The following is a 25,353-nucleotide window of genomic DNA, read 5'->3' on the forward strand; positions in this document are numbered from 1 at the left end:
GTTGTAAAATATCGTTGAAAAGGCAGTGGTCATTTTTGGAAAGGAAGTGCGAACTTGCGAAATAAGAAATATCGGATACTCCTACCTCCGTTCTTGTTGGCTGCAATAAGTATGGCACTTTTTTTACAAAGAGAATAAAGTTCGACCAAAATCAATTTGCAATCCTTCTGCATGCGATTTTCCCCTAACCACCAATAAACTTTTAAATTCATATATTTGACATCAACTTACGCAAGTTCCCCGATAGAGTGACCAGACCTATATTACGAAACAATGGCAGCCGATCAAAAGATCAGCTGCCATTGTTTTGTTCTGAACTAACATCGCTTGAGATTATCCGCAAATGCCATCTTTCATATTTGTACACAAATGTATAGAGGAGCAATACAGTATAAACACAATAAGGTAATACAAAGTTGGATTACTTTTAAAATTCGCTGCGCCTGGTCTTTTCCGTGAATGAGCCTATCGACATTCTATCACCTACACAAACCCAGCATAGTGAACGAATCGATTAATCGCCATGCGAGGCTTCTTAACTGAAATAAATATCTAGAATGCACGCTCGATAAACCACACAAATCCAAACAAAAGCACGGCCGTTGAGATGCTCGGCGTCACCCATTTATTTATTCGCATAAGGTTCTTGCTGAGGTAGAGAAGAATTGGGAACACAAGGGTGACGATTAGCAGCTGCCCCGCTTCAATCCCTAAATTAAACGATACAAGCGCCGCGGCCAAATGGCTTTTGCCTAAATGAAGTTCCGATAGAATGCCCGCAAATCCAAATCCGTGAATGAGTCCAAATGCAAATGCGATCCAAGGCGCATGTTTCGATTCAGGGGTGAAAATGTTCTTAAGCGCTACATACACGATGCTAAGCGCAATCGCCGATTCTACAAATTTACCAGGAAGCTGTACGATTTCGAGTGTCGCAAGAGCAAGCGTGATGCTATGCGCAACGGTAAAGGCGGTGACGAGGGACAATATATGACGGACTGTCTTCGCGCCAATTAACAGGCTGATTACAAACAAAATATGGTCATAGCCTGTAAAGATGTGTTTTAAGCCAAGCACGAAAAACTGCTTAATCTTCGTGAAAGGGCTCATTTCACCGATATTCAGCTCTCTGACTTCATAAGTGAAGACGAATTCCTGCTGCTTCCCATCCATGATCACTTTCGCCATATTCGCATGACTTGGGTCGCTTTCTTCAAACATGACATTATATTTGACAATCAGGTTTTCCGGTGCCTTTTTTATATCATACGAAATGGAAAGATCCGCAAAGAGCTTTTCGTTTATCGTCGTTATGCCGATTGCAGTAACGGTTCCTTCAACGGGCATACTGTCGGCATACATCAGGATGTGTGTATTCAAATATTCCTCAATCGGAACCTTATTTTCGCTGGTTATGGTTTGGAGCTTGTCGGGAACTGCGCTCGCTTGTTCATCTACCTGAAACCCGACGGCATGGCTTAGTTCAACCGCATCCAGTTGAAGTTGGTAATCTATGCGGGTGTTCTTCACTTCAATTAACGAAAATCCTTCACTGTTATTGGTGTGGGCACTGGCCAGCGAAGGAGCAGCCATCAGCATTAGAAAGATCCATACGAGAAGCCTTGTACATCTCACGCTATTTGACACAACCTTTCTTCATTAATAAGGAGGGGAGCATGGGGCTCCCCTTCCTTACGAACCTTACTTCGTTTGCAGGAAGATCGGGTTCGAGTAGAACCACAGATCCGACCACGGATTTTCGCCTTTCGGGTCAAGGGTCGGCTCAAGTTCGTTCGTATTTGTACCGCGAACCCGAATGTAACTGTCTTTGTTCACATTCTCCAGCGTGTAAGTGATCTTAACCATCTCACCGTCGCGCTGCCAGCTGCTCTCATCGAAACGTGCAACTACTTTAGTCGTAGGGTTCGCTGCTGTGGAACGATCCTCCACTTTACCCGTCACTTTGCCCATGATCAGATCCACTCTATTAACTTTCGGATTGTCGCCATGGTTGTTCTTCGCATTTGGATCTTTGAATGTGATCGTAACCATTACGTCTTTGCCGTTGCCAGGGATCGCAAGTGTTTCACCAATCGATGCGCGGTTACCATTCGACTGCGCATGTGCAGGAGACTTGCCTGCGGCTTGCGCCGTCACGTCCAGCTGATTGATTAGGTCGCCCGTCGTAACGAAAATGCGGCCGTTACGCAGACCATCCAGGAGGCTGCTGTAAGTATCCTGAGCCTTGACGTACGTCTTCGAGTATTCGCCTGGCCAGAAATCGCTTCCGCCGTCACGCCAGTTCACATGGGAATCCGACGTGGAGGTGATCCACCAATGACGGCCTTCACCCAGCATGGAGTCCCACAGACCTCCAACCTTAGCTGTCATTTGGTCAAAGCCGCCCATCGTTGCGTAGTTGCCGTACCCGCCGCGGTCACCTTTCGGGTCGATGGAGCCGTCAGGATTGATGGCGCCGGCCTGGTGCCCAGGCGCTCCTTCCATACCAACGGATACGTTCGGCGCAGCATCGTTCCAGTTACGGAACTCTTCCGGCGTATCTTGACCCCATTTGGTTTCACCGGTTGCGGAACGTGCAGGATGATTAGCAAACAGCACAGGAGCAAGATCCAGGTTTTTCATATAGTTTAGCGCGTCAATCATGTTGGTTTCTGTGTCGCGCTGCGGGTCTGTCGGGAACGGATCGCGCTTATTGAATTTACTTTCAATATCATAGAGCGTCTGCGACTCGGCATCCGAGTTCGGAATAATGAGAGAACTATGGTCTGCGGCTGGCGTATCAAACTCCATGCCGTAGAACAGCTTCAGATCAGGATTCTCGGCACGAGCTTTCAGCACCTCAGGGTATGCTTGCTCCAGGTTGACTTTAGAGTGGTTCGGACCGCCATGGTCGGTTGAAACCATCCAATCAAGCCCATACGAGTTTGCCATTGCGGCATTTTTCACGATTGGGTAAACCGCGTCTCCTGCGCGGATCGGAGTTGGGGGATTTGTTGTGTTATCCCAGCCAACACTCCATTCACTATGCACGTGGTGATCGCCTGCAAGCCACTGCATGTCCGTTTTTTCGGCTGCTGCTTTCGGTACGCCAAAACCATCGGTAAGGCCCTGAGTGGCTACGGCCGCGGTTGCCATTGCCGTTACTGCCAGCACTGGGAGTGCTTTACGTTTCAACTTCAAAACTCTCAACTCCTTATGTATATGATTCTGTAATAACATAGATGTAGTATGTTAACGGAAAAACAAGTATAAGTAATGGTTATGTAAATTTTTGCCTTATCGACCCGGTAATGGTGAAAATGTATCTCAAGTCCCATTTTCTTTGCCGGACGATTATACCGTGGCAAATAGGTATTTGAACTTATAAGACGAACAGTTAAAGCAGTACACCGTTAACAACAAGAGAAGCATTCACTTTCGCGAGAAGATGACTCAATTCGATCATGAGCGGATTCCGCAACGAATCGTGCATGCACGCGGCGTAGGGGCAGTTTTTTATACGGTTGTTGGTGACAGGCTCTATGACTTGCCCAACCCGTTGAGAGTAACCGCTTGCTGCCTACGAGACGACGGACCCTACTCTCTTCGATGCCGTATTATTAGTTAGCAATGAAGCTGCAATTCCGACGCCCGCTCTAGAAGCGTCTATAAACGGAATTGCATAGGGCCATTTCTGGGAGGGGGCGTTGTTATAAGCCTGATAGCATGAAAAGCAGGGAGCCTTCAAAGGGCTCCCTGCTTCCGTGATCACAATATATTAACGAATTACGTCCGGCTTTTCAAACTCACAGCCTTGCTCTTTTACATAGTAATAACTGATAATTTGCTCTTGTTTTCTTCTCTCCGTTAAACTACCCTTTAACGTAATGAAGTACAGTAAAGCGGAGCTTCTCCGAAGATGTTGGGATGGACGAAAACCGTATAAGAACGCAATGAAGGTTGTGCTGCCCAAAGCAACTGGAACTAGGAAAAGGAAATTTTCGCCTATTTCGACCATCGCATCACTAACGCTTATACGGAGTCTCTGAACAGCCTTATACGAGTCATTAATCGTTTAACTCTTTTGAAGCCCTGCGAGCCATACAGAGGGACTTATAAAGCAACCCAAGCCTAAGTACCAACGGAGGTCAGATAGCTATGATCTGCGAGAGGAAAACTTCCCGATGTTCAAAATGCCACCTGTTGGCGTTGTTCCTGAGCCAGAAGAAATAACCCTATTAGGAATAGATCTTTCCACCTTGATCGAGAAATTGGAGAAGGGCGAGCTATAAGCCCTTTTCCACCATAAAATCCGAATACCCTATAAAACAAAAAAGCCGCAAAATATGCGACTTCCTTTGCTTGTTTGTCTGCTTATTCATGTTCATATTTCTCTTTTCAAGGCTGTATATGCTGGGTTTGCGCACGCAAATCTGAAATCCGCCTCACGTTCTCCCCCGCCCGGTAGAAGACGATCGCGCTAACAGCGACGAACGCCATTGTCACGAACAGCGTCGATCCGTCGTAATGGATAAGCATCAATCCGCCGATCCACGGACCTATGAAATGGCCCAAATTGCCGAACGATTGAGCGCCGTAATAGGCTCCCCTCATACCATCCGGGGCGATCCGGTCAACAAGCACATTGCCCGACGGATAAGTCAATATTTCTCCAAGCGTAAATACGATCATGGACAGCAGAATCGTTATCCATCCGACGGAATAAGCGAAGCCGATGTTGCCGAGCGCGTAGAACGAGACGCCAATTGTCAGGGTGACCAGAGGCGTGTACCTCTCCGTCCATTTGGACAACGGAATCTGCAAGGCGACGACGGTAATCGCGTTGACGCTCATCATAACCGCGAACAGTGTGACGCCTTCGGCAAACTTCCCCTCCACGTATTGGGACAGCGTCACCGTCATTTGCGAATAACCTATCGCCGTCACGATGCCGCCCAGCAAGTAATACCTTAACACGACGTCATTTTTAGCCGCGCGCCAAGCGGACGAAAGGCTTTTGCCTGCCTTCTGCTCTCCTTCTATTCTCTTGATTCCGAATCGGTTCAGAAGAACATAAAGGCTGCAGACGTAGATGAAATAAATGGCACTCGTAAAGAGGAAAGGAAGCGTACTGTCTAACGCGGCGAACACCGCGCCCAGCAACGGTCCGACCGACACACCGACGTTGATCGCCATGTATCTCAGTGAGAACACTTTGAATCGGCGCTCCTTCGGCGTCAAGTCGGCCATTAGCGCCTGCGAGACTGGTTCGTAGAACGATCGGCACAAGCCGTTCAGCAAGCTGAACAAGAAGAATAGCACCGCACTATTCGACAGCGCGAAGCCGAGGAACACGGCACTCCATCCGAGCAGCGCGCCGAGCAGGATTTTACGGCGTCCGAACTGATCTGACAGTGCTCCTCCAATGAAGCCGCCGACCATGCTGGCGAGCGAGCCGGCCCCAATCACGAAGCCGATCATCGCAGGGTTGAGATCGGTGTGCTTGGACAAATAAATGGCGAGGAACGGCATGCTCATCGAAGAAGCCGCACGCGCCAAAATCGTACCGACCAATAAGGAATGAACGATTGGATGGTAATCTTGTGCGAACAGCCGAAGGCGGTCGTACAATCTGGATAACATCATGGCGTTCAGCTCCTCGGACAAAGTTTCACTAAATGAAACTTGGTTTCATATTTAGTAAGCCTATTGTATTCGGTTTGTGAGAGGAATTCCACTCTTATTTTTCCAGACTGACCCGTTCCGTTAGAAAGGTACTTTTTTTGTTTTTTTCTACTCATCGAATCCCCCACTTGAAGGCAGTATATACAGCTATTATTCTCCCCTATATCACGTTATCCTTCCCGTTACTGGAACAGGGAGCAGAGCCGCGGCGGCCTGCTCCCTGTTCTGGTTGAACTATCGTTCTTCGATAGCTTAACTATTAGTTACTAATTGTTGATACGTTTCACTGAAATTTTGGAACCAGTATATCCGATAATAATGCTTAAAATAGCAAATATAGAAACCTTAAACCAAGATATCTTTGCAATAACATCATCATTTCCTATGTACCTAAACCTATATATTGACCACCACGTCTCATCTGAACCATGGGAAAAATAGAGCCAGAAGATAAATATTGCAATTACTGCACTAACAAATCCCAATAACTTTGCTCTCATCGGTATCAGCAACTCCTTCGGACAGATAATAATACAGTAATTTGCTAAACGTTGGATATACCCTCCCGTTAGCCATCCATGCATCTGATATTTGCACCACAGAGCATTAAAGTTAGTTCGTTCTTTCATGGTAGTTGAGAAAACGGCAGCCCATCATGATATGCTGCCGTCGTGTTGTTTTGAACTATAGTTCGCCGTTAGCCTAATGAACCCTCGATCTATTCCTGGCAGCAGCAGCGCTCATGCAGACATGCATCTGCATTGAGGCGATTTGTTTTTATTTGCGGGTAATTTTATCTTCTTGTGTTTTCTTATATTGTTTATTTGCTTTAACCGCGAAATATAGATATATCATTATCATAACCGGAAGGATTATCCAGAAAAAGCCTCTAAACAGGGCGAATGGTGTTTCGAAGAGAAAGGCCCTCCAGAAAGCCGCTCCGTTTAAATCCCATAGTTCTGGAGTAAAATATAACGATTTCGGATCAAGCATTACTCCCGGATCGATCGTGTCAGTAGAAATGAGTGCCGCCAATATAGGGATGAAGGAACAAGCTAATAGAACCCACATATCCGACAGCCGCTTATACCGGCCGGCTTTGGAGTCGACATCCGAAAAGATCTCTATGCTTCCCTGTTTGTCTGCTTTCTTAAAATATTGATATCCCGAGCTTTTCGTTCCAGCGATATGTTCCCAGCCGCTGTCCTCAAATAAAGCACAGTAATCCTCGAAATCCTCCCGCTTTTTGAAAGTGCGGTAATCCATTTTTATAATTGCATTTTCTGGCTTTTGTGATTCGAATTCATAGCTGAACGATGTCTTTTTTGTGAATTGGTAACCCTGCCTCGCCATGTCATTTAGCCAGTTTTCTTCTTCGTTGAAGTTAGTAAAGAACTTGATTTTTTTCATTCGCGGTCCCTCCATTCTCATTTCAATCGATCTGTCGTCACGTCAATCATGTGCTTCATTCGCTCAAGGTCAAAGCGCAGAACATCCAACCCTTTGTGGGTAATGGCATACACCTTGCGGCGGCTGTCCTTGCTGGCCACAGGCTGAATGAACTTCAGCTTTACCAGATTCTCAATCGCGCCATACAGGGTACCCGCTGCCATTCGAACTTGCCCGCCGCTCAGTTCCTCCACCTTCTGCATAATTAGATAACCGTGCGCCGGCTCGACCACGGCCAACAGAATGTAATAAACGGTTTCGGTCAATGGCAAGTGTTTATCTCTTTCCATGCTTACCCTCCTGGTAATAAACTTTATATCGCATAACTATATTAAGTTAAACTATATAGTCAAACTATATACAATTCAACTTTATATTGCAACACAAGAAAACGGCTATCCAATAGGATGGCCGCTTATTGAGCTCTTGTATTGGCTAGCACTTCTAAGTTTTAGTTGCGGCCATTAGTGTAATCTGCACGTTACTTCAATGGCGGCAACCGATCGTTCCTAGACTGCTGCTGTTTTATTGAACACCTTACAATAGTCCAATAACAAGACATTCTAATCTTGCATGTTGCTCTTGACTTGGAGTGAACTCCAAGTTGTAGAGTGATCGTGAGTCAAGTAACTATCACTTATAGGAGGCGTAATCATGAGCACATCAAAAATCGTTTTGATCACTGGCGGAAACAAAGGGATCGGCCTTGAGACTGCTAGGCAATTGGGCAAGCTAGGATTCACGATATTGCTCGGTTCAAGAGATGAAGCAAGAGGGCGGGAAGCGACGGCTACCCTGACGGCCGAGAACATACATGCAAAGGCAATTACTCTGGACATAACAGACTTGAATACCATACAATCCGCAGTAGAGCAAATTGACGATCAGTATGGAGCGCTTGATGTTCTGATCAATAACGCTGGCGTGTGCTTTGAAGGAGTTCTTCCTCCGAGCCAACTGGAATTAACGGTTCTAAGGAATACGTACGAGACAAATGTTTTCGGCAGTTTTTCTGTCATGAAGGCCATGCTCTCTTTGATTAAAAAATCGCCTGCCGGCAGAATCGTAAACCTTTCAAGCGGCTTGGCTTCCTTGACCGAGTACAATACCCCGGACTCAGATGCCGAAAAATACGGATTGAATTTGCTCGCCTACATGAGTTCGAAAACGGCCGTCAATGCGCTAACCGTCTTGTTTGCCAAAGAATTAAAAGATACACCGATCAAGGTAAATTCAGCCGATCCAGGGTACACGGCTACGGATTTGAATGGGCATACGGGTTATCGTACCGTTGAACAGGGCGCTTCCATCGTCGTGAAACTCGCCACCCTTCCGAGCGATGGACCGAACGGCGGTTTCTTTGATGAGAACGGCGTGATACCATGGTAATACGTCTGGAGGTGCGGCAAAGCGATGGACATTCCCGAAACCGCAAGCTCGATTAAACAGGCGGCTGAATTCACGGGCCTGTCGGAAGATACGATCCGCTATTACGAGAAAATCGGCTTGCTTCCATATGCCGACCGCAAAACAAGCGGACACAGAACGTACAGTAAACATCAATTGGATGGCATGGTCTTTTTAACGAGACTTAAAGCGACCGGAATGACGCTTGAAGAAATGAAGCGTTTCCGTAAGCTTTACGAAAGGGGTGAAGTCACGCTCCCCGAGAGAGTCTCCCTTCTGATCGAACACAAGAATAGAATTCAGAACGAGATCGAGAGCTTACTGGAGACGCAAAGGATGATTGATTACAAAATCGACACGTATAAAGAGGTCCTTGTAAATCCAGATTCAAACAAAAAATGGATATCCTCCTCAGCCGATTGAGAGCTTTCTTATTGTTCTTATTGAACTCTTCTGCCCTTTAATCAACGTGTGCCAGTCTAATACTTTATTTTCTTTGAACAAGGATTTCGCCTCCCATTTAAGGAAACCTGCCCTTTACTTCAACAAAGCTGCAGTAGATCCTCCGATCCGCTGCAGCTTAGTTGATTGAACTATAGTTCTCCGATAGTTGAACGGATTATCTGCAGGTCCTTAATAAATCAGGTCTTCTCTGGCTTCAATCCCATGCAATTCGCAATAAGCTCTATACTTATTAAGAACGGTATAAATATCGTCTTGACCAACAATTTGATCATTCTCATCAAAGTACTGAAGAGCTCCTCCTAATATAAACAGAGTTACTACTTCTTCATTTTCTGTTACAAGGGTATGAATGTCACCAGGCGGCTCGAAGATAAAGGTTCCCGGTCCAGCAACCCATTCTCGCCTTCATATCTCCACTTTCCCTAATTTCGCCGTTACTTTAATGACCGTTTAAATAAATCAATTCTTTCTATTACCCTTTTGCCTTTGTTCATGTTTTGCCACTCAATAATCATATAAACCTCACTAATGTTTTCTGATACAAGTGCTTTTCCATCTTTATCTAAGTACGTACCGCCTTCAATTGTTCCAGTGGTCACCTCTGTTAGATTTTCGCTCCCTGTTATTGTTTTTTTCTGTATAACTCTGTCGTCGTAATCCATGACAGCATGTACTTCGAGGTCGAAAAAATCAGTAGTATATTGGTTTTTATCTTTTATTTTGAGAATTCCGTCGCCTGCTTTAAGAATTTCTGAGGTTATGGAGATTTTATATTGTTCTACTTTCCATGTTTCACTTTCTCCCATCAGAGATAAATAAGAATTTATTGTTGACTTGTCATTGTTATAGCATCCAGAGAGTACAACAATAAATAAGACCAAGCATAGATATTTAATAACCTGCATTTGTCACCTCACTCCTCAGCTGCCGCATTAATGATTGGACTGCAGTTTTCCCGATAGTTCAACGATTTAGGTATTTAAGTTCTAAGTATATTTGTTTTGCCATTAAGCAAATCTTCAAAGACTGGTCGTTGGACTCTGTTTATTTGATCCAATGAGATGTCACTAATATTCCAGAACTTTAATTTCAATGATTCACATAGGTCATCCTGAAAATAAATTGTATCTCCATCTACTGATAAATGCTCATTGTAATTAGTCCAAGCATTGAAAAGAAACATAACAAAAACTACCTTGTTCCCATCAGGATAGGTGTATTCCATTCTTGGGCCACTATATACCGCATAAAATTCATAATCCTTAACAGTTAATCCTGTTTCCTCAATAACTTCTCGAATCATTGTCTCTTGAATAGTCTCACCTGGATTCATGCCTCCGCCCGGTAATCCCCAATCACCGTAATCGGATCTCTGCTGCAATAAAACTCTACCTTTGCTATCTCTTATAATCGCTCCGCCAGTTACAACAATTTTCATTAGCAGGTGACTCCTCTTCTAACTAAGATACAACTTCCATATTAACACATATTGGAAGTAAAATGTCTGTTACTTCAACAACAAACCGGCAGCGGATCTCTGATCTGCTGCCGGTTTGTTTGACTTGAACTAACGTTCCCAGATAGTTCAACCATCGAACTACACGCGTTCTTTAGGAATCAATTTGGTTGTTCTTTTGTTGTTCTGTTTTCCATCTTGAATGTCCAAATATCACTCCAAACACCATGCCAGCGACCAGATCATACCAATCATACGGTCGCCCAAACAGTATTCGAAATATACTCATGATTAATAAGTAAACGATTTCTCCTTTTAGGGCTTCTTTTAATAAGAATCGATACTTTCCATTTCTCAACAATAATTTTAATGATGACACTCCAAAAATCCCCCCAATATAAGCTCGGGTTATTACAATTACATGTTAGCACATATTGGAACTAACCTGCCCGTTACTTCAATGAAAAAAGAGGAGCAAATTGCCGTAGCAACTGCTCCAAGTTTCGTTGAACTATAGTACCCGATAGCTTAATGCCTCAATTGAATTTCAAGCTAAAACTTCATATTTAGTCCAGCTATTGTTAGTTTGGACTGCTTTCTGTAGTTGACGCAACCCATTATTATTCAAACGATATGCAAGTATCATTTCTTTCGTTAAGTCGATTACCAATGGATCTCGTAATGCTTCTTCTACTGGTATAAATCTAGCCTCAGAAACCTCATAACCATCGATACAAACAGTACCCGAAGTTACTTCCATTTCAAAGACTAAGTATATTCCATGTTCACTGCCGTTCGGAATAGCTCTAATCCCATCTCTCACACCAATAAGGCTTTTTATTTTGGCAGTCAATCCACTCTCTTCTTGCACTTCTCTTATTGCGGCTTCCTGAAATGTTTCCCCTTCGTCAACAAAACCTCCTGGTAACATCCAGCACCCATTATTTGCTCCATAAGTAACTTTTACAAAAAGAACATGACCATCTTCTACAATTAAACCAGCTGCAGTACAAGATACATTCATCTCCACACCTCGCCAACTAATTTATGGTAATTATAACCTACGAGCATTATAGTGTTAAATAATTAAAACCTATGTCTTTATTTAAATTACCTATAGAAAAAGGAGGGGTGATGATTAAGCATAACTGCCCGTTAACGTAATGAAGCTGCCATGACGGCAGCTTCATTTTTTAGTGTAATTAATATTGGAACTCAATGTCATGTTCGATACACCATTCAATCACCAATTCCTTTATCTTGTTTTCCTTGTAGGTATACCATTGCTTATCAATGCCAAATTGTATTATTTTATCTTTAAATCTGCGAAATGCGCCTTTCCCAATAATTGCGGCATTTAGCGCTTCATTAATCTCTTCATTTTCAAGAGTTGAAATGAACTCTTCTATGAGTTCATTTTCGTTGTATTCGTTTTTTAACGTGAAGTCGACATATTTCTCCTGTTCATCCTCAAGTATGCAAATTGCCCTTTGAATGTTCTCTCTTTGCCATTCCGGAAAATTTTCAAGCGGCTGTTCATCTTCAGCAGCTCGAATTTCTTCTCTAGTTAACGTAATCACTTCACCTGTTGTTACATCTATATAAGTAAACGTATCCTCAATCCCAATCTCAATCTCGCTGACTAATTCATCTAAACTGATGGGTACCTTAATCAATATAATCGTTCCTTTCCTACTCATCATTTTGTTCTGAACTATCGTTTCCCGATCGTAGAATAAATTAATCCAACAAGATTTGGTTCCACAGCTGTGACATAACGTTTGGCAAATGTTCCTGCGGATGCAAGAAAATTGCCAATGCTACGCTTAATAATATGGCAGCAATCCATAATAATAATTTGAATGTCCTCGATTTTAGCTTAAGTAATAAAAATAGAAACCAAGCAAAGAAAGTCAAATTTAAAATCAAAGTCACTGGAATGCTAACGATTCTTCCTAGACCTGTATAAGGGAAGAATTCGATTAATAAAAATATGGTTGCAATACTCGGAAGCATAGCCAACACTAAGATAGTTACTGACTTTATCATAAATTCTCCTAAAGTTCCTTCAATAGTTCATTGGAGTGCCGATTGATTATTGGGAGCTGTCTTTTTGTTGAGTTAAAGTTCGCCGTTAGTTGAGCGCCTGCCCTTTATTTAACCGATCTCGGACTTCAGTCAAAGCAAATCCAAGTAGGTTCTTTCCTTCCCACAATATTGGATTCATCGAGTTAGGATGGTCTTGTGCGAGACCAATCCCCCATATTCGATCCACTGGACTAGCCTCAACAAATACGCAATTATGATGAGACTTCAAAAATTCTAACAGTTCCTGATTTTGCTCGAACTTAGCTAGGTTCCCTCGAAGCACGATATCATAACAAATGCTTTCCCAAACCTCATTATTAAAACCTTTAATGGCACGCCCGTATGCTTTCATCTCTTTAGGATGCTTCGACTTCATGATTGCCTCGAGCATTTCTTTATCGCCAAATAACCTAGCTTTTTCGGCCATCATAAACTGCTCCGCAAAACTATACTGCTCGTTTTCAACTATAAATTCGCTCCCCCACCATTGGCTTAAACAACTGCTATTAATATGACCATCTGCCGAAGGTGTGTGACCCCAAAAGAACAGGAATTTCAACTTTTCTCCAGCCTCATAAGCATGTTGTAGACTTTTCAGAGAATAGTACATGTTATACCTCCTTTCTATCGAAATAAGAACAATATCCGGTTTTTCTAAACCGGTAACCTCACCTGGTGATTATTTAAACTGATGTTACCCGATAGCTTAATTTTGGAATGATTTATTATTTAAGTTTGTCAACGACGCATACCCTTGTATTTTTTCATTAGGTTAAAAACCAAGTAAACAACACTTGTACAGAGCAAGAAAATTCTATCATGTTTGAGATTAAGCGCGGTATTACTTCCACTGAAAATATATTCATTGTAAAAGAAAAGATTTTCAAGAGTATAAGAACGTCCTGAAGCATCCATAACAATTTTACTACCGTTAAGATCAACTAAAACACGCCAAGATATAAGCGAACAATAGAACCGCCATTACTAATATTTTTTTATATTTCATAAATATTTCTCCTGAAATTTTAGAATATTTCCCCAGTAAATAGACGTTAATTAATTGGATTTGTTGCGTTATCCTGCCCGTTCGTCATAATGAAGTCTTGTCTGTTCGCACTTTTTTTCAGCCTTAAATATAGCTCATAAAACCCTTAATAAGTGCTTTTTTTGTCGATGGAGCAGTATAAAGGGATTTTCACGTCCAAAAATAAACGACAAGAAATTACGTAGAAATGAAAAAGAACCTTGATAGTATCACGACATGAAATTACCAATTATACGGTAGATTGCCTAGTCGCCCTGTTTTCTTAGATGAAACAACAAAAGCCCATGGAAGTGGAATCTTCCTCGGGCTTGTTGTCCTGGTCCCCTGACCTTCTTTTTCGCTTAGACATCTTGTCCTCCAACTGCTGCCTGCGATGCAGTATTAGTTCCAATATCATCAATCAAACCGATATCACTTCCCTCTCTGCCATCTACTCTAAAATGTTTCACAATGCATATGTTCGCTGTAATTTTTATGGAGTTCGAGAAAGTACTTATATAGGTTAGTATATTTCTGTGGATCACTTATACCTTCCTGTATACCCTCTGCAATATCAGTTTCATCAAGTGGGACGAGTATAGATGTGGATGTTTTTCCAAGATACATTCCGACCGTATCAATCATCAGAAACTCGGTAAGTGGGTATTACTGAACAAGGCATTTTTCAAAAGACTGATAAAGAATCGAATACTTTCAAGTGTTCTTAGACCACACGAAGTAAGTTTGATGTAATCACGATTCCTTACAATAGACAAGAATGTTGTTTCGCTCATTAAGATGTTATCAGGGTTTCTAATAGGGATTCCTCTTAGGAAGTTATCCAAAATATCGGAGATATTAGATGACCGGGCATGAGAACCTCCACCATGCTAATTTGACATGTCGGATACATCCCGGCCAAACTCTGGCAACATCTATCCCTTATACTTTTCCTCATGACAATTCGAAATGGGGAATCAACGTGAGAAGCATCGCAAGTTCTTTGCTAAGCATGGCATTTCTGCTCGCTGCCTGCAGCTCTAATAACGTATCGGGACCAGGCTCGGGTTCATCTTCACCCGGGAACTCCTCCGAAATAGTAAAGCAGCCCGTGGACGGTGTGAGCACTGACGGGCACGTAAAGCTTACGTTCGCTACTTACTATCTGAGCGATAAGATGCAGGCAGCTATCGAGAAATTCGAAGAGCTTTATCCCAACGTCGAGATCCTGTTGCAAGCTACGCCGACCTCTGGGAAGGATCTCGACGAAGTGATGGCCTACTATGAGAAATTCGTGACCGGCGTAAATACGGCTGTACTGGCGGGTAAAGGTCCTGATCTGATTGAGATGGACGAATTGCCGATGGAAGCCTATACGAAACGCGGTCTGCTGGCTGACTTGAACGAGTTGATGGCCGGAGACTCGTCCTTTCGTCCTCAGGATTATTTCGTCAATATCCTGAACAACGCGAAGCTCGGCAACGGGCTGTACGGCATGCCGCTATATTTCTCCCTTGTCGGCTTGGTCGGCGACAGCCAGGCTATCGGCAAAACCGGCGTACAGATCGACGACAGCAGTTGGTCTTGGAACGATTTCCTGAATACGGCCCGGCAACTACAGCAACAGGGAGAGTTCAAAAACGCGATTATCGGCGAGCCGTCCATCCTCCTAAGCGAAATGGCCGCCGAAAATTTCACCCATCTAGTCAAAGAGAAAAACGGCGAACGAAAATTCGATTCGGCTGCATTCATCCAGCTCATCGATCAAGTCAAAGAAATGGTCGACGATGGTCTGCTCTTCGACATGCTCAAGGACGGAGGAGGCAGAGGCAGCGCAGCCACCCAGAACGCGCATGCTTATTTCAGCGAGAACACCATCAGCTCCTTCGGCACATATCTATTCAACGATCTAATTGCAAATCCGACGCTATATGCGAAGCCGCATCCACAGGATATGGGCGCAGGCGGTTATTTCAGCACTTACGGTTCAGTGGGCATCAGCGCTAACTCCCCCCATAAGCAGGAGGCCTGGAATTTTATCCGCTTTCTCATGGAATCTGAAGTACAACATCTTGACGATGCTTCCGGCGGACACGGCTTCCCAATTAACATGAACGCCTACGACAAGCAAGTCGAGCAGTTAAAATCGGCGGGCACGATTCAAACGGAGTCGCATCCCGATACAGCCGTTGATGTCGGAATGCTGGATTTGCTGAAGAAGGATTTGAAGGAAGCCGTTCACTGGGTCCATGCCCCCTCGAATATAGACAAGACGATCCAGAATGAATCAAAAGCCTTCTTCAGCGGCCAGAAAACGGCGGAACAAGTGGCGAAGATCGTGCAAAGCAAGGTCAACCTCATCCTCAACGAATAGTCGGAAAGCCATAACAATGACCGTCTATTTTCTGGTTTGCATGGAGCTGAAACGCAAAGAACCCGGTACTTGTACGATACCGGGTTCTCGTATAACTAGGCGCTAGGCAATTTATATAACCGTAACTTTTGACAAATCGGCGTCCATGCCTTTCAGGGCGGCATAGGTCAGCTTATCCATCATCGCGCCGTCGAAGCAGATGGTTTTGATAGCGCGGTAGTATTTTTTAGTCAAGGTAAACCCCGGATGGAAAGACACATTCTTCAGCGTCGAGCCTCTGAACGTAACTTCGTTTAATCCGCACTTCTCGAACTTGACGCCAATAAAGGTTTGCCCGTCGAAACACTGGCCCGTAAGATCGGAATATTTGAATTCCACGCCGTCAAACATACAATTTACGAAAATGGTTTTTCTAAGGTCGGTCGTGTTCATCTTCACATCCGTTAATTTGACGTCCAGAAATTTTGCGCGGTCCAGACCGGAAGAGATGTAGCTGGTACGCACCAGAGTGGATTTATTGAAGCTTGTATCCGAAAGATCCAGAGAAGTAAAATTGCAGTCGGTAAGGTTTGCTCCGTCGAAAATGGCTTCACGCACATCGCTTGCCGAAAACGTGCTGCCGGTCAGGTCTGCGTTGGAGAAATCGGATCCTTGCAGCGTGCTTCCCGAAAACTTCCCCTTGCGCGCAATCACGTCGGCAAAATCGCTTTTATGTAAATTGCTTGCGCTGAAGTTTGTCACCACCTGGCGCTCCAGCGACCGGGAGAGGTTAGCAACCTCCAGTACTGTTTGTTCGATATCGCCAATGCTATTAATGGTCATCTCGAAAGCTGTTGCGTCGTCCTTGCCTTCTTCTATAAGTTCGCGGAACCGTTCCTGCAGATCCGCCTTCAATTCCTCCACGCTTTTCACCCCGTCGTACGGTGCGAAAACTCCGTTCAGATAGCTGGTCAATTTCGGATTCAAATCATCCACTCTCCCTATAGTAAGTTTTCAAGGACGCGCTTTGAATACTCCCAGTTGCTTTTGTTGCGGGCGTAAGACTCCCTGCCCTTCTCGGTAATTCTAAAATATTTTCGCCGGCCGCCTTGAGATTCGTCGCCCCAATACCATTCGATATCGCCTTCCGCCTCAAGACGCCGGACGCTGGAGTACATGGTTGCTTCCTTTAATTCATATTCACCATCCGAACGCTCCGCAATCAACTTGACAATTTCGTACCCATAGCGGTCTGCTTCGGATAAAAGTCGCAAAATCATCGTATCGGTATGTCCGCGCAGCAAGTCGGATGTAATTTTATTCTCGCTCATTTAATCACCCCGCTCATGTATCATACAAAATTATTACTATGACTGTAAAGGTACTATTCCCGATGAAATACCCATTTGTTCGATTAGAGCTATACTGCAACCTCTTAAGTTTGGGTAATGCAAATGAAAAAATACCCGCGTCGCTCTATGATCTATTATAAATATAAAAAACCGGCATCCCCTCATGAAGAGAGAATGCCGGTTTTTGCGTTACGTTTGTACTTGCTCGCGTTTGCGAAATTGCTCCGGCGGCATGCCGGCATACTGTTTGAACAGCCTGCTGAAATGCGCCAGATGCTTGAACCCTAGCCGGAAGCATACCTCCGTAACCGATAATTCCGGCTGCATGAGGAATAGAATCTTCGCCTCATTGATCCTTCTCGTATAAATATAATGAAAGATCGTGACGCCGGTCACTTCCTTGAACAGCTTGGAGAGATACGATTTGCTTAAGTGAAGACGCTCCTCTAGCAGCTCCATATTCAGGTCATCGGTGTAATTCTCCTCCAGCACCGAAATGATGCGCTGTACCGTCGCTTCCTTCTCCGAGCTGTATTCCTGCCTGTTCCGATTTAGCAGCGGCTGCTCGCAATGATCAAGAATCATATAGAGCAGATCGACAAACGCAAGTCTGAACCGGTTGTCGCCAATGACATCTCCGCGCTTCTGATACTCATCCATTGCGGCCAGGATCCGCTCTACCTCCGCTTTGTCTTCTCCACTTAGCCGGAGCCGGTAATTGTTCAGCTGCTGAAAGGGCTGAAGAATATTCCGGGCGTGCGGCAATTCGAGATAAGGCTGCAGCGAAGTCGGCTCGAAGTGGATGATCGACCGGATGTACTCAACCGATGGATCCGCCTTGGCGCAGTGCAGCGTCATTCCGTACATGATGATCAGATCACCCGGAGCAAGCTCGTAAATCTGGTCGCCAATCAGATAGTTGCATTTGCCGCCATGAAAATAATAAACCTCGTAGTGCATATGGGAGTGAAAAAACGGCTCTATCGGCTGGTCTGACCAGTAATGCAAATCCAGCATGTTTAAGCCTCGGCTTGCAGCAGCTCGCGCATGTACGCAACAAAATGCTTCAGCATTTGCTGGGTTTCAGGGAATTGGCCGCTGAAATCCTCAACGCCGAGATAACCGTCATAACCTACCGCTTTCAGATCAGCAATAACCTGCTTCCACGGTACAACGCCTTCCTTGATCCCGCTCCACTCCGACTTCCAGCGCACGCTTCCGTCTTCGGCGATGCCATCGGTTGCGAAGCCCGCGTTTTTCACATGCACATGGGCGAGATACGGACCGAGAATCTCCATCCCCATCCGGTAATTCTCGAAGCCTTCATGCACCATGTTGCCCGGATCAAACAAGACACCGATAAAGGAAGGATCCAGACCTTCAACAAGACGGTAAGCTGCCGATGCGCTTGGAGCAATTGTCTGATGATGCGTCTCTACCAGACCTTTAATGCCGTACTGGCGGCATAGGCCTTCGGCATCCTTCAAATATTGGCGGGTCAGCGCAAACAGCTCGCCAAATGGACGGGAACGGTCATAACCGGGAACCCCCAGGCGGATGAACTGCGCACCTACGCGTTTCGCTTTGCGAAGAACATCCTCCGTTGCTTCCAGATCGCCTGCCGTCAAGTAAGGTGTAACGCTGATCGAGCTTAACCCTTGCGCAGCTGCAGCATCGCGGAACCGGTCAGCCATCTCTTCTCCACCGGAAGGAAGCAGCGTACACAGGTTGTTTCCCCAGAAGGACGGCTTCTGCTCGGACGCATTCTCGGGAGCTTCCTTGTAACGCCATTCGATACCGTCAATGCCGGCCTCGCGGGCAACGCTTACCAATTTCTCCGGAGAAAGCTCTGGAGTTGCAACTGTAAAAATAGACAGCTTCATATAAGAAACCTTCTTTCGTTAATGATAGTTCTACTCGACCTGAACAGCCTGTCTTTGCGCCTCCAGGCACAGCTCGGCCGCTTTGAAGGTATGCTCCTGCGGCATGGCAAGATCCGTTCCGTTCAAGATATCAAGAATGAGGGCGCCAAAGTAAGGGAAGCCCACTTGGTCCTTCACTTCAATTTTGTGTTCGCCTTCGCCGTTCACCAGGAACAGATGATCTCCCGTATTGCTTCTTGCAATGTCCACGTATTTGCGGAGCTCAATATAACCGTTAGTGCCGAGAATCATTGTTCTGCCGTCTCCCCAAGTGGACAAGCCGTCTGGCGTAAACCAGTCCACGCGGAAGTAGTTGGTTGCACCGTTATCGCCGATAAGGGTAGCATCTCCAAAATCCTCAAGCTCCGGATACTGCTTGTTATTATAGTTGGCTACCTTGCTGTTCTGGACTTTAGCATCCTTACAGCCGGCATAATAAAGGAACTGCTCGATCTGATGACTGCCGATATCGCACAGGATGCCGCCGTATTGTTCCTTTTGGAAGAACCAATCCGGACGCATGTGCGCGTTCAGGCGGTGCGGTCCTAATCCGATTACCTGCAGGACGCGGCCGATCGCGCCGTCCTTAATAAGCTGGCCGGCGAATTCCGCGCTTTCCACGTGAAGGCGCTCGCTGTAATAAACCGAATATTTTTTGCCCGTCTCCGCAGCTGTCCTCTTGGCATCCGCCAATTGATCCAGCGTTGTGAACGGAGCTTTGTCAGTGAAATAATGCTTGCCGTGCTGCATAACCTTCACGCCAAGCGGCCCGCGTGCATTCGTAATGGCTGCCGCGGCAACCAGCTGCACTTCCGGGTCCTGAAGGATCTGCTCCTCGGAAAGGGCAACTTTCACCTCCGGATACGTGCGGCAGAACACCTCTACCTTGGCCGGATCCCGATCGTATACCCATTTCAAAGTGCCTCCCGCTTCGCGGAGGCCGTTGCACATCCCGTAAATATGTCCGTGATCGAGCGACATTGCGGCGAAAAGGAATTCGCCTTGTCCAACAACCGGACGAGGCTTTCCTTGCGGCGCATAGTTCATTCCGTTAGCTTTTGACATGGTTGGCCTCCTGATTAGTGCGTGCCGGAAACATCCAGCGTATGGTATTCGTTCGCGTTTTTCTTCGAGTCGGACTTGGCGATTTGCTCTTGAAGCTTGTCATAGAACAAATCTTCGTCGATTGGCAGGTCAACCCAATTATCCGTCCAAGTGGACAACAGCATCGCGTTCGAGATCATGAGGCCTTTAATGCCTTCTTCGCCCGGTGCAATAAGAGGAGTTCCCTTGTTGATGGCATCCGCCCAGTTTTGCGTGATTTCCTGATGGCTGCCGCCGCTGCCCGTGATCGGAATTTCGAACTTCCAGCATTCCGGCTGGCCAAAGCCCCCCGTGTACGTCTCGTTAAATTCGGATTCCAGTACGCGCAGGCGATGAAAGGTCAGCTTATTGTCTTCGATCACGATTTTGCCGCGGTCGCCCGAAATTTCGAAACGGTTCGTGCCCGGCGATTCAAACGTCGAAGTTACGAATACGCCCGTAGCTCCGTTCTCGTATTCGACATAAGCCGTAACGTCGTTTTCTACTTCAATGTCGCGGTGCTTGCCGAACTGGCAAAATGCACGGACGCGTTTTGGCATAAGGCCCGTTGTCCACTGCCATAGGTCGAGCTGATGCGGATCCTGGTTAATCAGAACGCCGCCGCCTTCGCCAGCCCAGGTTGCGCGCCAGCCGCCGGAGTTGTAGTAGCTTTGCGAACGGTACCAGTCCGTAATAATCCAGTTCGTGCGGCGAATCTCGCCCAGCTCACCGGAAGCAATCAGCTCTCTCAGCTTCGCGTACAGCGGATTGGTGCGCTGGTTGTACATAATGCCGAATACTTTATCGCTCTTCGCGGCAGCTTCGTTCATCTCGCGGACCGAGCGAGTGTAGACGCCTGCTGGTTTCTCAATCAATACATGCAGTCCTGCGTTTAATGCCGCGGTTGCCTGCTCCGGGTGATCGTAATGCGGCGTACAGATAATTACGCCGTCAACGGCGCCGGACTCGAACATTTCCTGCGGGCTCAGGAAGCCTTGAATATGGTCACCCCATTCCGCTTTTACCTCTGCCAAACGCTCCGGACGAACGTCGGATATTGCTGTCAGTTCAGCGCCTTTGACGCCTCCTGTAATCAAATAACGGGCATGCCCCGTTCCCATATTTCCTAATCCAACTATACCGATACGTACCATGATTACACCCTCTCCATGCTTGATGAAATAAGGAATCTCTTCTTCCATTCTAGCATGGCACGTTATGAAAGCGCTTGATTCTAATGAGCCAATAATGGGCTTCATTTAACTGTGGTTGTTCTGAGGTGGGCGAATCAGGGTGGCGCGGAGCGATGCTGTGGCTTCTCTTGTGCTTTAGATTGTGGATGAACTTCGATTTAACTGTGGTTAACAGTGATTGAACTGGATGGTCGCACTGCGAGAAAGCTTGGACTTCGGCCGCTGTTGTTTTTGAATCTCCTTCATTTAACTGTAGGTGTCGAGATGAAAGCCCGTTTTCAGGGTAGCTTGTATCACAATTATCCAAACTTAGGCAGTCGAACAAGCCATCCTCTTACTTCATCAATAAACTGCTGTATGAACGAAGAGGAGTGAATGCTATGAAGAGGTTTAAAGCGATTTTGAATGGTAGAAACGAAGTCCCTCCCGTACGAACCAATGCTACGGGATTTGCCGTTTTTCAGCTGAGCGGCAGCGGCAACCAGTTGTCTTTCAAACTTGTTGTCCGAAACATTAAAAAAGTGACAGCAGCCCACATTCATCTTGGACAAAAAGGCGAAAACGGTCCTGTAGTCGCCTTTCTGTTCGGCCCGTCGCAATTCGGCATCTCCGTCAAACGCGGCATTATCCGGGGAACTTTGACCGGCAGCGATCTGGAAGGCCCTCTAAGCGGAAAGACGATCGGCGATCTTATCCGTGAATTCGAAAGAGGCAACGCCTACATCAATGTGCATACCGTTCAAAATCCGGACGGGGAAATTCGCGGCCAAGTTTTCAAGAAAAATCGCCCATAATTAACTGAATGCTGAAAGCCGGCCGCATGCGGCTGGCTTTCAGCATTCCGGGGAAGAAATACGGAAAAATGGGTACGGCATTTTACACGAATAACATCTTGTCAGAATATGATTGTTTAGATACGAACTCCCAGGTAACGCGGGCTTATAAGGAGATGTGGTCAATGACGCAAAGCCGGGCGAAAGTTTCCAATCCTGTGCAGCTATATGCCGGTCACGCCTACCGGTTTATCGAGAAGCTTGGCTGCAAGCCAAGCGATCAATTGCAATTCTTATTAATCTATGACGCCAAAAACAATAACCGAGGCCATAGCTTTGCTACCGAGCTTCCCGCAATAGCCTTGCATAAGCCCTTTCATTCCTTAGAAAAGCTGGCCCCTCGAATCAAGCTCTATACAAGAAGAAATAAACTTGTAAATGCGCTGTGGCTAAATAAAAAGGGCTATGCCGTTTTTATGGAGATTAACGGCAGGGAAACGACGAGGGCTACCCCGTTCAAAGCCATCAGAGCACAATTCATCGATGTTGATCTAAATAAAATTTCAGCGCTTTTCAAAACAAAAGAGCAGGTCCAGCAGAAGATCGACGCCATTCTCTCCGACCCTTCTGAACGGCTTCAGTCCATTACCATTACACAGAATAAACAAGGCCAATATCGCCTTCTAGCCCAGCGCACGAAACAGAGAATAGCCGAGTTAAAAAAACAATTCTTAAAGAAGCATGGGCACCGCATCAAGGACACGATGATCGTCGAAACGAAAAACGGCTATCACATCTATTGGATCATGCAAGGCGGAGACATAAGCAAATTCGTTCCTATTCAAAAAGCATTGGCCCAAACCTTCGATTCCGATCCGATGATCACCAACCTATCCAGGGTTATGCGTATCCCGGGGTTCTACCATATGAAAAATCCCGGCAGCCCTTATATGGTCAAGGTGAAACAATGGGGCAGGGAGAAGCCGTTTACGCAAGAGGAGCTTATTGCGTTGCTGGAATTAAAACCTGCGGTTGCGGCGAAGCTCAGGGGAAAGCGCCGCGCCCGGCATGCTTCATGAAGTCCATCCATTAATCGGAAAGAAAAAAGCCCGGGTTCAAATACCCGGGCTTTCCTTATTTATTGTCATCCAATAATCCATGCCGGTACATGATCGTCAGAATTCTGAAAAAGTCCCGGGAGTTGCCGTCCGCAGGAGCATCAATAAGCCCCAGCGCAATGGCCCGGTCTACCGCCGGCTTGGCCCAAACGGGCACCTTCATGCTGTGCTGCTCCTCCAGTTCTGCTACACGTTTCACCAAGGCATTGAATTGCTTTCTCTCCGCTTCTGTCATCGGTACGTCTTCCTCCCCTAAGTGAGTATTGAATTGAGTCCGGACCCGATCCATAAATACTTCCCAACCGTCTTTGCGCGCCCGGATGATATGCGGGCAGTTTTTCCCGCTCCAATGGTTATGCTGGACAACCGCTACGATCGGGAGCTTCAGCTTATAGAGCAGATCCCCGATCAGCCGCGCGGCCCGCGCCTCTGCCTCAGCCCGGTTACCGTCCGCGTTCTCGCAAATCTCAATTCCTATGGAGCTTAGATTCCCTTCACCGTTACTCCCGTCTCCCGCATGCCAGCCATGCTCGTTAACCGGCAAATGCTGCACAACCCGCGTATCGTCAACGGTAAAATGCCAGGATACGGGCAGCTCCTCCGCTGCTTCGCCTTTCAAATACTTCGCGTGCATGAGAGCATTTGCGCCAATTCCGGGATTGGCCGTATCATGCACTGTAATAAAATAAGGGCCATTTAACGGAGTGCCGGGACGATTGCCCCTGCCTGCCGGAATCATATCAACTTGAACCGTCTCGAACATGCGCATCACTCCTTTTGAAGCTTATCTCCTGTCCATAGTTATATGTATACTGAGAAGAAGCTCAAATGGTTTGTGTGCTGGAGGATAAAAAAAATCAGCCAGGCGAATCGCCTGGCTGCATATATATATATGTACTTCCTTATATGTTGTTATCTTTTCTTCTCAGAAAACCGAGCAAGCCCCGCTTACGCTTCTCCTGCTTCTCCTCCAAAATCCGTTTCACGCCATGAAGCAGCAGCTTTGATCGAAGCTCATCCTCGTGGCTGATCTTTCTCATCTCCGCAAAAAACTCTTTGTTCATTAGCTACCCTCTCCGTCACTAGCATCTAGCTGTATCTAAAGTCCTATATTTATTGTACTGCCGCACCGGAGACATGTCAAAATTTGTCGCATTTAGAGAGAAAAGTCCCACATTTTACCTTGAACAAGGAAAATGTGGGACTTTATCTAGTTTGCTATGAAATTAACCGAAATTAGAAGCTTGCTGCCACTTTTTCAGCTTTCGCTACGCCTTCAGCAATAATCGATTCCGCTTTGTCGCTGAATTGGTTATGACCTTCAACGATAACCGTTTCGAAGTTTGTTACGCCGAAGAAGCCCATGATGTTCTTCACATAGTTAAGGGACATCTCAGCTGCAGCGTAAGGACCTTCGGAATATACGCCGCCGCGAGCGTTCAAGAGCGCCACTTTTTTGTCGCCTTGAAGACCAACCGGGCCTTCAGCTGTATATTTGAATGTTTTGCCCGCACGGTTCAGGTAGTCAATGTAAGTGTGCAGAACAGCCGGAATCGTGAAGTTCCAAAGCGGGAAGCCGAATACGACTTTGTCCGCAGCGATAAATTGATTCAGGTATTTGTCGGCAACGTTTACCGCTGCTTGCTCCTCTGCAGTCAGCTCAAGGCCTTGAGCTGCTTTGAAGCCGCCGTTGATCAGGTTGGCATTCAGGTAAGGCAGTTCCTCGTTGAACAGGTCCAGCTCAATTACAGTATCTTGCGGGTGTGTTGCTTTATAGCTAGCCAGGAAAGCGTCATACAGTTTTACGCTGACAGCAATATCTCCACGGTCATTTGCTTTTACGAACAATACAGTACTCATCTTATTAATTCCCTCCATAAAATAATGTGTAGTTAACTTTTTGTAACTACCTTTATCTTATAGAGTTTTGCACTCGCCATCATCGGCAAATAGACGGAAAATAAGCCGAAACCGGGCGGCACAAT

The 25,353-nt window shown here is 45.9% G+C and carries 26 protein-coding genes and 2 pseudogenes; 7 read left to right on the forward strand and 21 right to left on the reverse strand.

Features of this window, described 5'->3' with window-relative positions; genetic code table 11:
* Positions 1-552: 552 nt before the first annotated feature.
* Positions 553-1,635, reverse strand: coding sequence for a HupE/UreJ family protein (locus M3194_RS18480; protein WP_251655555.1), 1,083 nt, complete (start codon positions 1,633-1,635; stop codon positions 553-555).
* Positions 1,636-1,701: 66 nt separating this feature from the next.
* Positions 1,702-3,201 carry a CehA/McbA family metallohydrolase domain-containing protein gene (locus M3194_RS18485; protein WP_251655556.1) on the reverse strand — a complete coding sequence of 500 codons (1,500 nt, stop codon included), beginning with the start codon at positions 3,199-3,201 and terminating at the stop codon, positions 1,702-1,704.
* Between the two features lie 229 nt (positions 3,202-3,430).
* Here M3194_RS18485 and M3194_RS31685 point away from each other — a divergent pair.
* Together M3194_RS31685 and M3194_RS31835 are read left to right on the forward strand one after the other, a co-directional pair.
* Positions 3,431-3,520: pseudogene (locus tag M3194_RS31685) on the forward strand (catalase); the annotation flags it as partial.
* 468 nt (positions 3,521-3,988) lie between these two features.
* Positions 3,989-4,292, forward strand: a pseudogene (locus M3194_RS31835) (transposase); the annotation flags it as partial.
* 106 nt (positions 4,293-4,398) lie between these two features.
* Here the strand turns inward: M3194_RS31835 and M3194_RS18500 are convergent.
* The 4 genes from M3194_RS18500 to M3194_RS18515 all read right to left on the reverse strand — a co-directional run bounded on the left by M3194_RS18500 (position 4,399) and on the right by M3194_RS18515 (position 7,424).
* Positions 4,399-5,646: an MDR family MFS transporter gene (locus M3194_RS18500; RefSeq protein WP_251655557.1), complete on the reverse strand. Its 1,248-nt coding sequence runs from the start codon at positions 5,644-5,646 to the stop codon at positions 4,399-4,401.
* 305 nt (positions 5,647-5,951) lie between these two features.
* The gene (locus M3194_RS18505; protein WP_251655558.1) at positions 5,952-6,185 is read right to left on the reverse strand and encodes a hypothetical protein; all 234 of its coding nucleotides are present in this window, start codon (positions 6,183-6,185) and stop codon (positions 5,952-5,954) included.
* Between the two features lie 277 nt (positions 6,186-6,462).
* The gene (locus M3194_RS18510; RefSeq protein ID WP_251655559.1) at positions 6,463-7,095 is read right to left on the reverse strand and encodes a DUF2812 domain-containing protein; all 633 of its coding nucleotides are present in this window, start codon (positions 7,093-7,095) and stop codon (positions 6,463-6,465) included.
* Positions 7,096-7,112: 17 nt separating this feature from the next.
* Entirely contained in the window at positions 7,113-7,424 is a 312-nt protein-coding gene (locus M3194_RS18515) for a PadR family transcriptional regulator (RefSeq protein ID WP_251655560.1), read from the reverse strand.
* A gap of 364 nt (positions 7,425-7,788) precedes the next feature.
* Between M3194_RS18515 and M3194_RS18520 the strand changes: the two genes are divergently transcribed.
* Both M3194_RS18520 and M3194_RS18525 read left to right on the forward strand, forming a co-directional pair.
* On the forward strand, positions 7,789-8,523 hold the full coding sequence (locus M3194_RS18520) for an SDR family oxidoreductase (protein WP_251655561.1): 735 nt from the start codon (positions 7,789-7,791) through the stop codon (positions 8,521-8,523).
* A 24-nt stretch (positions 8,524-8,547) separates the two neighbouring features.
* Entirely contained in the window at positions 8,548-8,964 is a 417-nt protein-coding gene (locus M3194_RS18525) for a MerR family transcriptional regulator (protein ID WP_251655562.1), read from the forward strand.
* Positions 8,965-9,440: 476 nt separating this feature from the next.
* Here the strand turns inward: M3194_RS18525 and M3194_RS18530 are convergent, their stop codons facing one another.
* From M3194_RS18530 to M3194_RS18555, 6 genes are all read right to left on the reverse strand, one after another.
* Entirely contained in the window at positions 9,441-9,911 is a 471-nt protein-coding gene (locus tag M3194_RS18530; RefSeq protein WP_251655563.1) for a hypothetical protein, read from the reverse strand.
* 74 nt (positions 9,912-9,985) lie between these two features.
* The gene (locus M3194_RS18535; protein ID WP_251655564.1) at positions 9,986-10,444 is read right to left on the reverse strand and encodes an NUDIX domain-containing protein; all 459 of its coding nucleotides are present in this window, start codon (positions 10,442-10,444) and stop codon (positions 9,986-9,988) included.
* Positions 10,445-10,616: 172 nt separating this feature from the next.
* Positions 10,617-10,841 carry a hypothetical protein gene (locus M3194_RS18540; protein ID WP_251655565.1) on the reverse strand — a complete coding sequence of 75 codons (225 nt, stop codon included), beginning with the start codon at positions 10,839-10,841 and terminating at the stop codon, positions 10,617-10,619.
* Between the two features lie 168 nt (positions 10,842-11,009).
* Complete coding sequence (locus M3194_RS18545; protein ID WP_251655566.1) at positions 11,010-11,486, reverse strand: NUDIX domain-containing protein; 477 nt, start codon at positions 11,484-11,486, stop codon at positions 11,010-11,012.
* Between the two features lie 178 nt (positions 11,487-11,664).
* Complete coding sequence (locus M3194_RS18550) at positions 11,665-12,138, reverse strand: UPF0158 family protein (RefSeq protein WP_251655567.1); 474 nt, start codon at positions 12,136-12,138, stop codon at positions 11,665-11,667.
* 458 nt (positions 12,139-12,596) lie between these two features.
* Entirely contained in the window at positions 12,597-13,160 is a 564-nt protein-coding gene (locus M3194_RS18555; protein WP_251655568.1) for an NADAR family protein, read from the reverse strand.
* Between the two features lie 1,396 nt (positions 13,161-14,556).
* Between M3194_RS18555 and M3194_RS18560 the strand changes: the two genes are divergently transcribed.
* Positions 14,557-15,948: an ABC transporter substrate-binding protein gene (locus tag M3194_RS18560; protein WP_251655569.1), complete on the forward strand. Its 1,392-nt coding sequence runs from the start codon at positions 14,557-14,559 to the stop codon at positions 15,946-15,948.
* Between the two features lie 111 nt (positions 15,949-16,059).
* Here the strand turns inward: M3194_RS18560 and M3194_RS18565 are convergent, their stop codons facing one another.
* The 6 genes from M3194_RS18565 to M3194_RS18590 all read right to left on the reverse strand — a co-directional run bounded on the left by M3194_RS18565 (position 16,060) and on the right by M3194_RS18590 (position 21,438).
* Positions 16,060-16,914 carry a pentapeptide repeat-containing protein gene (locus M3194_RS18565; RefSeq protein ID WP_251655570.1) on the reverse strand — a complete coding sequence of 285 codons (855 nt, stop codon included), beginning with the start codon at positions 16,912-16,914 and terminating at the stop codon, positions 16,060-16,062.
* A 14-nt stretch (positions 16,915-16,928) separates the two neighbouring features.
* Positions 16,929-17,258, reverse strand: a complete 330-nt coding sequence (locus M3194_RS18570; RefSeq protein ID WP_251655571.1) for a PadR family transcriptional regulator — start codon at positions 17,256-17,258, stop codon at positions 16,929-16,931.
* 210 nt (positions 17,259-17,468) lie between these two features.
* Positions 17,469-18,296, reverse strand: a complete 828-nt coding sequence (locus M3194_RS18575; RefSeq protein ID WP_251655572.1) for an AraC family transcriptional regulator — start codon at positions 18,294-18,296, stop codon at positions 17,469-17,471.
* A 2-nt stretch (positions 18,297-18,298) separates the two neighbouring features.
* Entirely contained in the window at positions 18,299-19,162 is an 864-nt protein-coding gene (locus M3194_RS18580; protein ID WP_251655573.1) for a sugar phosphate isomerase/epimerase family protein, read from the reverse strand.
* A 30-nt stretch (positions 19,163-19,192) separates the two neighbouring features.
* The gene (locus M3194_RS18585) at positions 19,193-20,266 is read right to left on the reverse strand and encodes a Gfo/Idh/MocA family protein (protein WP_251655574.1); all 1,074 of its coding nucleotides are present in this window, start codon (positions 20,264-20,266) and stop codon (positions 19,193-19,195) included.
* 14 nt (positions 20,267-20,280) lie between these two features.
* Positions 20,281-21,438 (reverse strand): Gfo/Idh/MocA family protein, encoded by a 1,158-nt coding sequence (locus tag M3194_RS18590; RefSeq protein WP_251655575.1) that lies wholly within the window; start codon positions 21,436-21,438, stop codon positions 20,281-20,283.
* A 419-nt stretch (positions 21,439-21,857) separates the two neighbouring features.
* On the opposite strand from M3194_RS18590, the gene M3194_RS18595 reads away from it, so the two are divergent.
* Both M3194_RS18595 and M3194_RS18600 read left to right on the forward strand, forming a co-directional pair.
* On the forward strand, positions 21,858-22,271 hold the full coding sequence (locus M3194_RS18595; protein ID WP_251655576.1) for a CHRD domain-containing protein: 414 nt from the start codon (positions 21,858-21,860) through the stop codon (positions 22,269-22,271).
* Between the two features lie 164 nt (positions 22,272-22,435).
* Positions 22,436-23,329: a DNA-primase RepB domain-containing protein gene (locus tag M3194_RS18600; protein ID WP_251655577.1), complete on the forward strand. Its 894-nt coding sequence runs from the start codon at positions 22,436-22,438 to the stop codon at positions 23,327-23,329.
* Between the two features lie 55 nt (positions 23,330-23,384).
* Here M3194_RS18600 and M3194_RS18605 read toward each other — a convergent pair whose 3' ends face one another.
* From M3194_RS18605 to M3194_RS18615, 3 genes are all read right to left on the reverse strand, one after another.
* Positions 23,385-24,131: a peptidoglycan recognition protein family protein gene (locus tag M3194_RS18605; protein WP_251655578.1), complete on the reverse strand. Its 747-nt coding sequence runs from the start codon at positions 24,129-24,131 to the stop codon at positions 23,385-23,387.
* Positions 24,132-24,270: 139 nt separating this feature from the next.
* Positions 24,271-24,432 (reverse strand): hypothetical protein, encoded by a 162-nt coding sequence (locus M3194_RS18610; protein WP_251655579.1) that lies wholly within the window; start codon positions 24,430-24,432, stop codon positions 24,271-24,273.
* Positions 24,433-24,604: 172 nt separating this feature from the next.
* Positions 24,605-25,228 (reverse strand): FMN-dependent NADH-azoreductase, encoded by a 624-nt coding sequence (locus M3194_RS18615; RefSeq protein WP_251655580.1) that lies wholly within the window; start codon positions 25,226-25,228, stop codon positions 24,605-24,607.
* Positions 25,229-25,353: the final 125 nt, after the last annotated feature.

It is taken from the genome of Paenibacillus glycanilyticus (assembly GCF_023715145.1).
Lineage (GTDB): Bacteria > Bacillota > Bacilli > Paenibacillales > Paenibacillaceae > Pristimantibacillus > Pristimantibacillus glycanilyticus_A.

Coding starts and splice junctions, on each gene's coding strand:
- M3194_RS18500 (WP_251655557.1), bottom strand. CDS start 5,646: ATGATGTTATCCAGATTGTACGACCGCCTTCGGCTGTTCGCACAAGAT.
- M3194_RS18505 (WP_251655558.1), bottom strand. CDS start 6,185: ATGAGAGCAAAGTTATTGGGATTTGTTAGTGCAGTAATTGCAATATTT.
- M3194_RS18510 (WP_251655559.1), bottom strand. CDS start 7,095: ATGAAAAAAATCAAGTTCTTTACTAACTTCAACGAAGAAGAAAACTGG.
- M3194_RS18515 (WP_251655560.1), bottom strand. CDS start 7,424: ATGGAAAGAGATAAACACTTGCCATTGACCGAAACCGTTTATTACATT.
- M3194_RS18520 (WP_251655561.1), top strand. CDS start 7,789: ATGAGCACATCAAAAATCGTTTTGATCACTGGCGGAAACAAAGGGATC.
- M3194_RS18525 (WP_251655562.1), top strand. CDS start 8,548: ATGGACATTCCCGAAACCGCAAGCTCGATTAAACAGGCGGCTGAATTC.
- M3194_RS18530 (WP_251655563.1), bottom strand. CDS start 9,911: ATGCAGGTTATTAAATATCTATGCTTGGTCTTATTTATTGTTGTACTC.
- M3194_RS18535 (WP_251655564.1), bottom strand. CDS start 10,444: ATGAAAATTGTTGTAACTGGCGGAGCGATTATAAGAGATAGCAAAGGT.
- M3194_RS18545 (WP_251655566.1), bottom strand. CDS start 11,486: ATGAATGTATCTTGTACTGCAGCTGGTTTAATTGTAGAAGATGGTCAT.
- M3194_RS18555 (WP_251655568.1), bottom strand. CDS start 13,160: ATGTACTATTCTCTGAAAAGTCTACAACATGCTTATGAGGCTGGAGAA.
- M3194_RS18570 (WP_251655571.1), bottom strand. CDS start 17,258: ATGAGCGAGAATAAAATTACATCCGACTTGCTGCGCGGACATACCGAT.
- M3194_RS18575 (WP_251655572.1), bottom strand. CDS start 18,296: ATGCTGGATTTGCATTACTGGTCAGACCAGCCGATAGAGCCGTTTTTT.
- M3194_RS18580 (WP_251655573.1), bottom strand. CDS start 19,162: ATGAAGCTGTCTATTTTTACAGTTGCAACTCCAGAGCTTTCTCCGGAG.
- M3194_RS18585 (WP_251655574.1), bottom strand. CDS start 20,266: ATGTCAAAAGCTAACGGAATGAACTATGCGCCGCAAGGAAAGCCTCGT.
- M3194_RS18590 (WP_251655575.1), bottom strand. CDS start 21,438: ATGGTACGTATCGGTATAGTTGGATTAGGAAATATGGGAACGGGGCAT.
- M3194_RS18595 (WP_251655576.1), top strand. CDS start 21,858: ATGAAGAGGTTTAAAGCGATTTTGAATGGTAGAAACGAAGTCCCTCCC.
- M3194_RS18600 (WP_251655577.1), top strand. CDS start 22,436: ATGACGCAAAGCCGGGCGAAAGTTTCCAATCCTGTGCAGCTATATGCC.
- M3194_RS18605 (WP_251655578.1), bottom strand. CDS start 24,131: ATGTTCGAGACGGTTCAAGTTGATATGATTCCGGCAGGCAGGGGCAAT.
- M3194_RS18610 (WP_251655579.1), bottom strand. CDS start 24,432: ATGAACAAAGAGTTTTTTGCGGAGATGAGAAAGATCAGCCACGAGGAT.
- M3194_RS18615 (WP_251655580.1), bottom strand. CDS start 25,228: ATGAGTACTGTATTGTTCGTAAAAGCAAATGACCGTGGAGATATTGCT.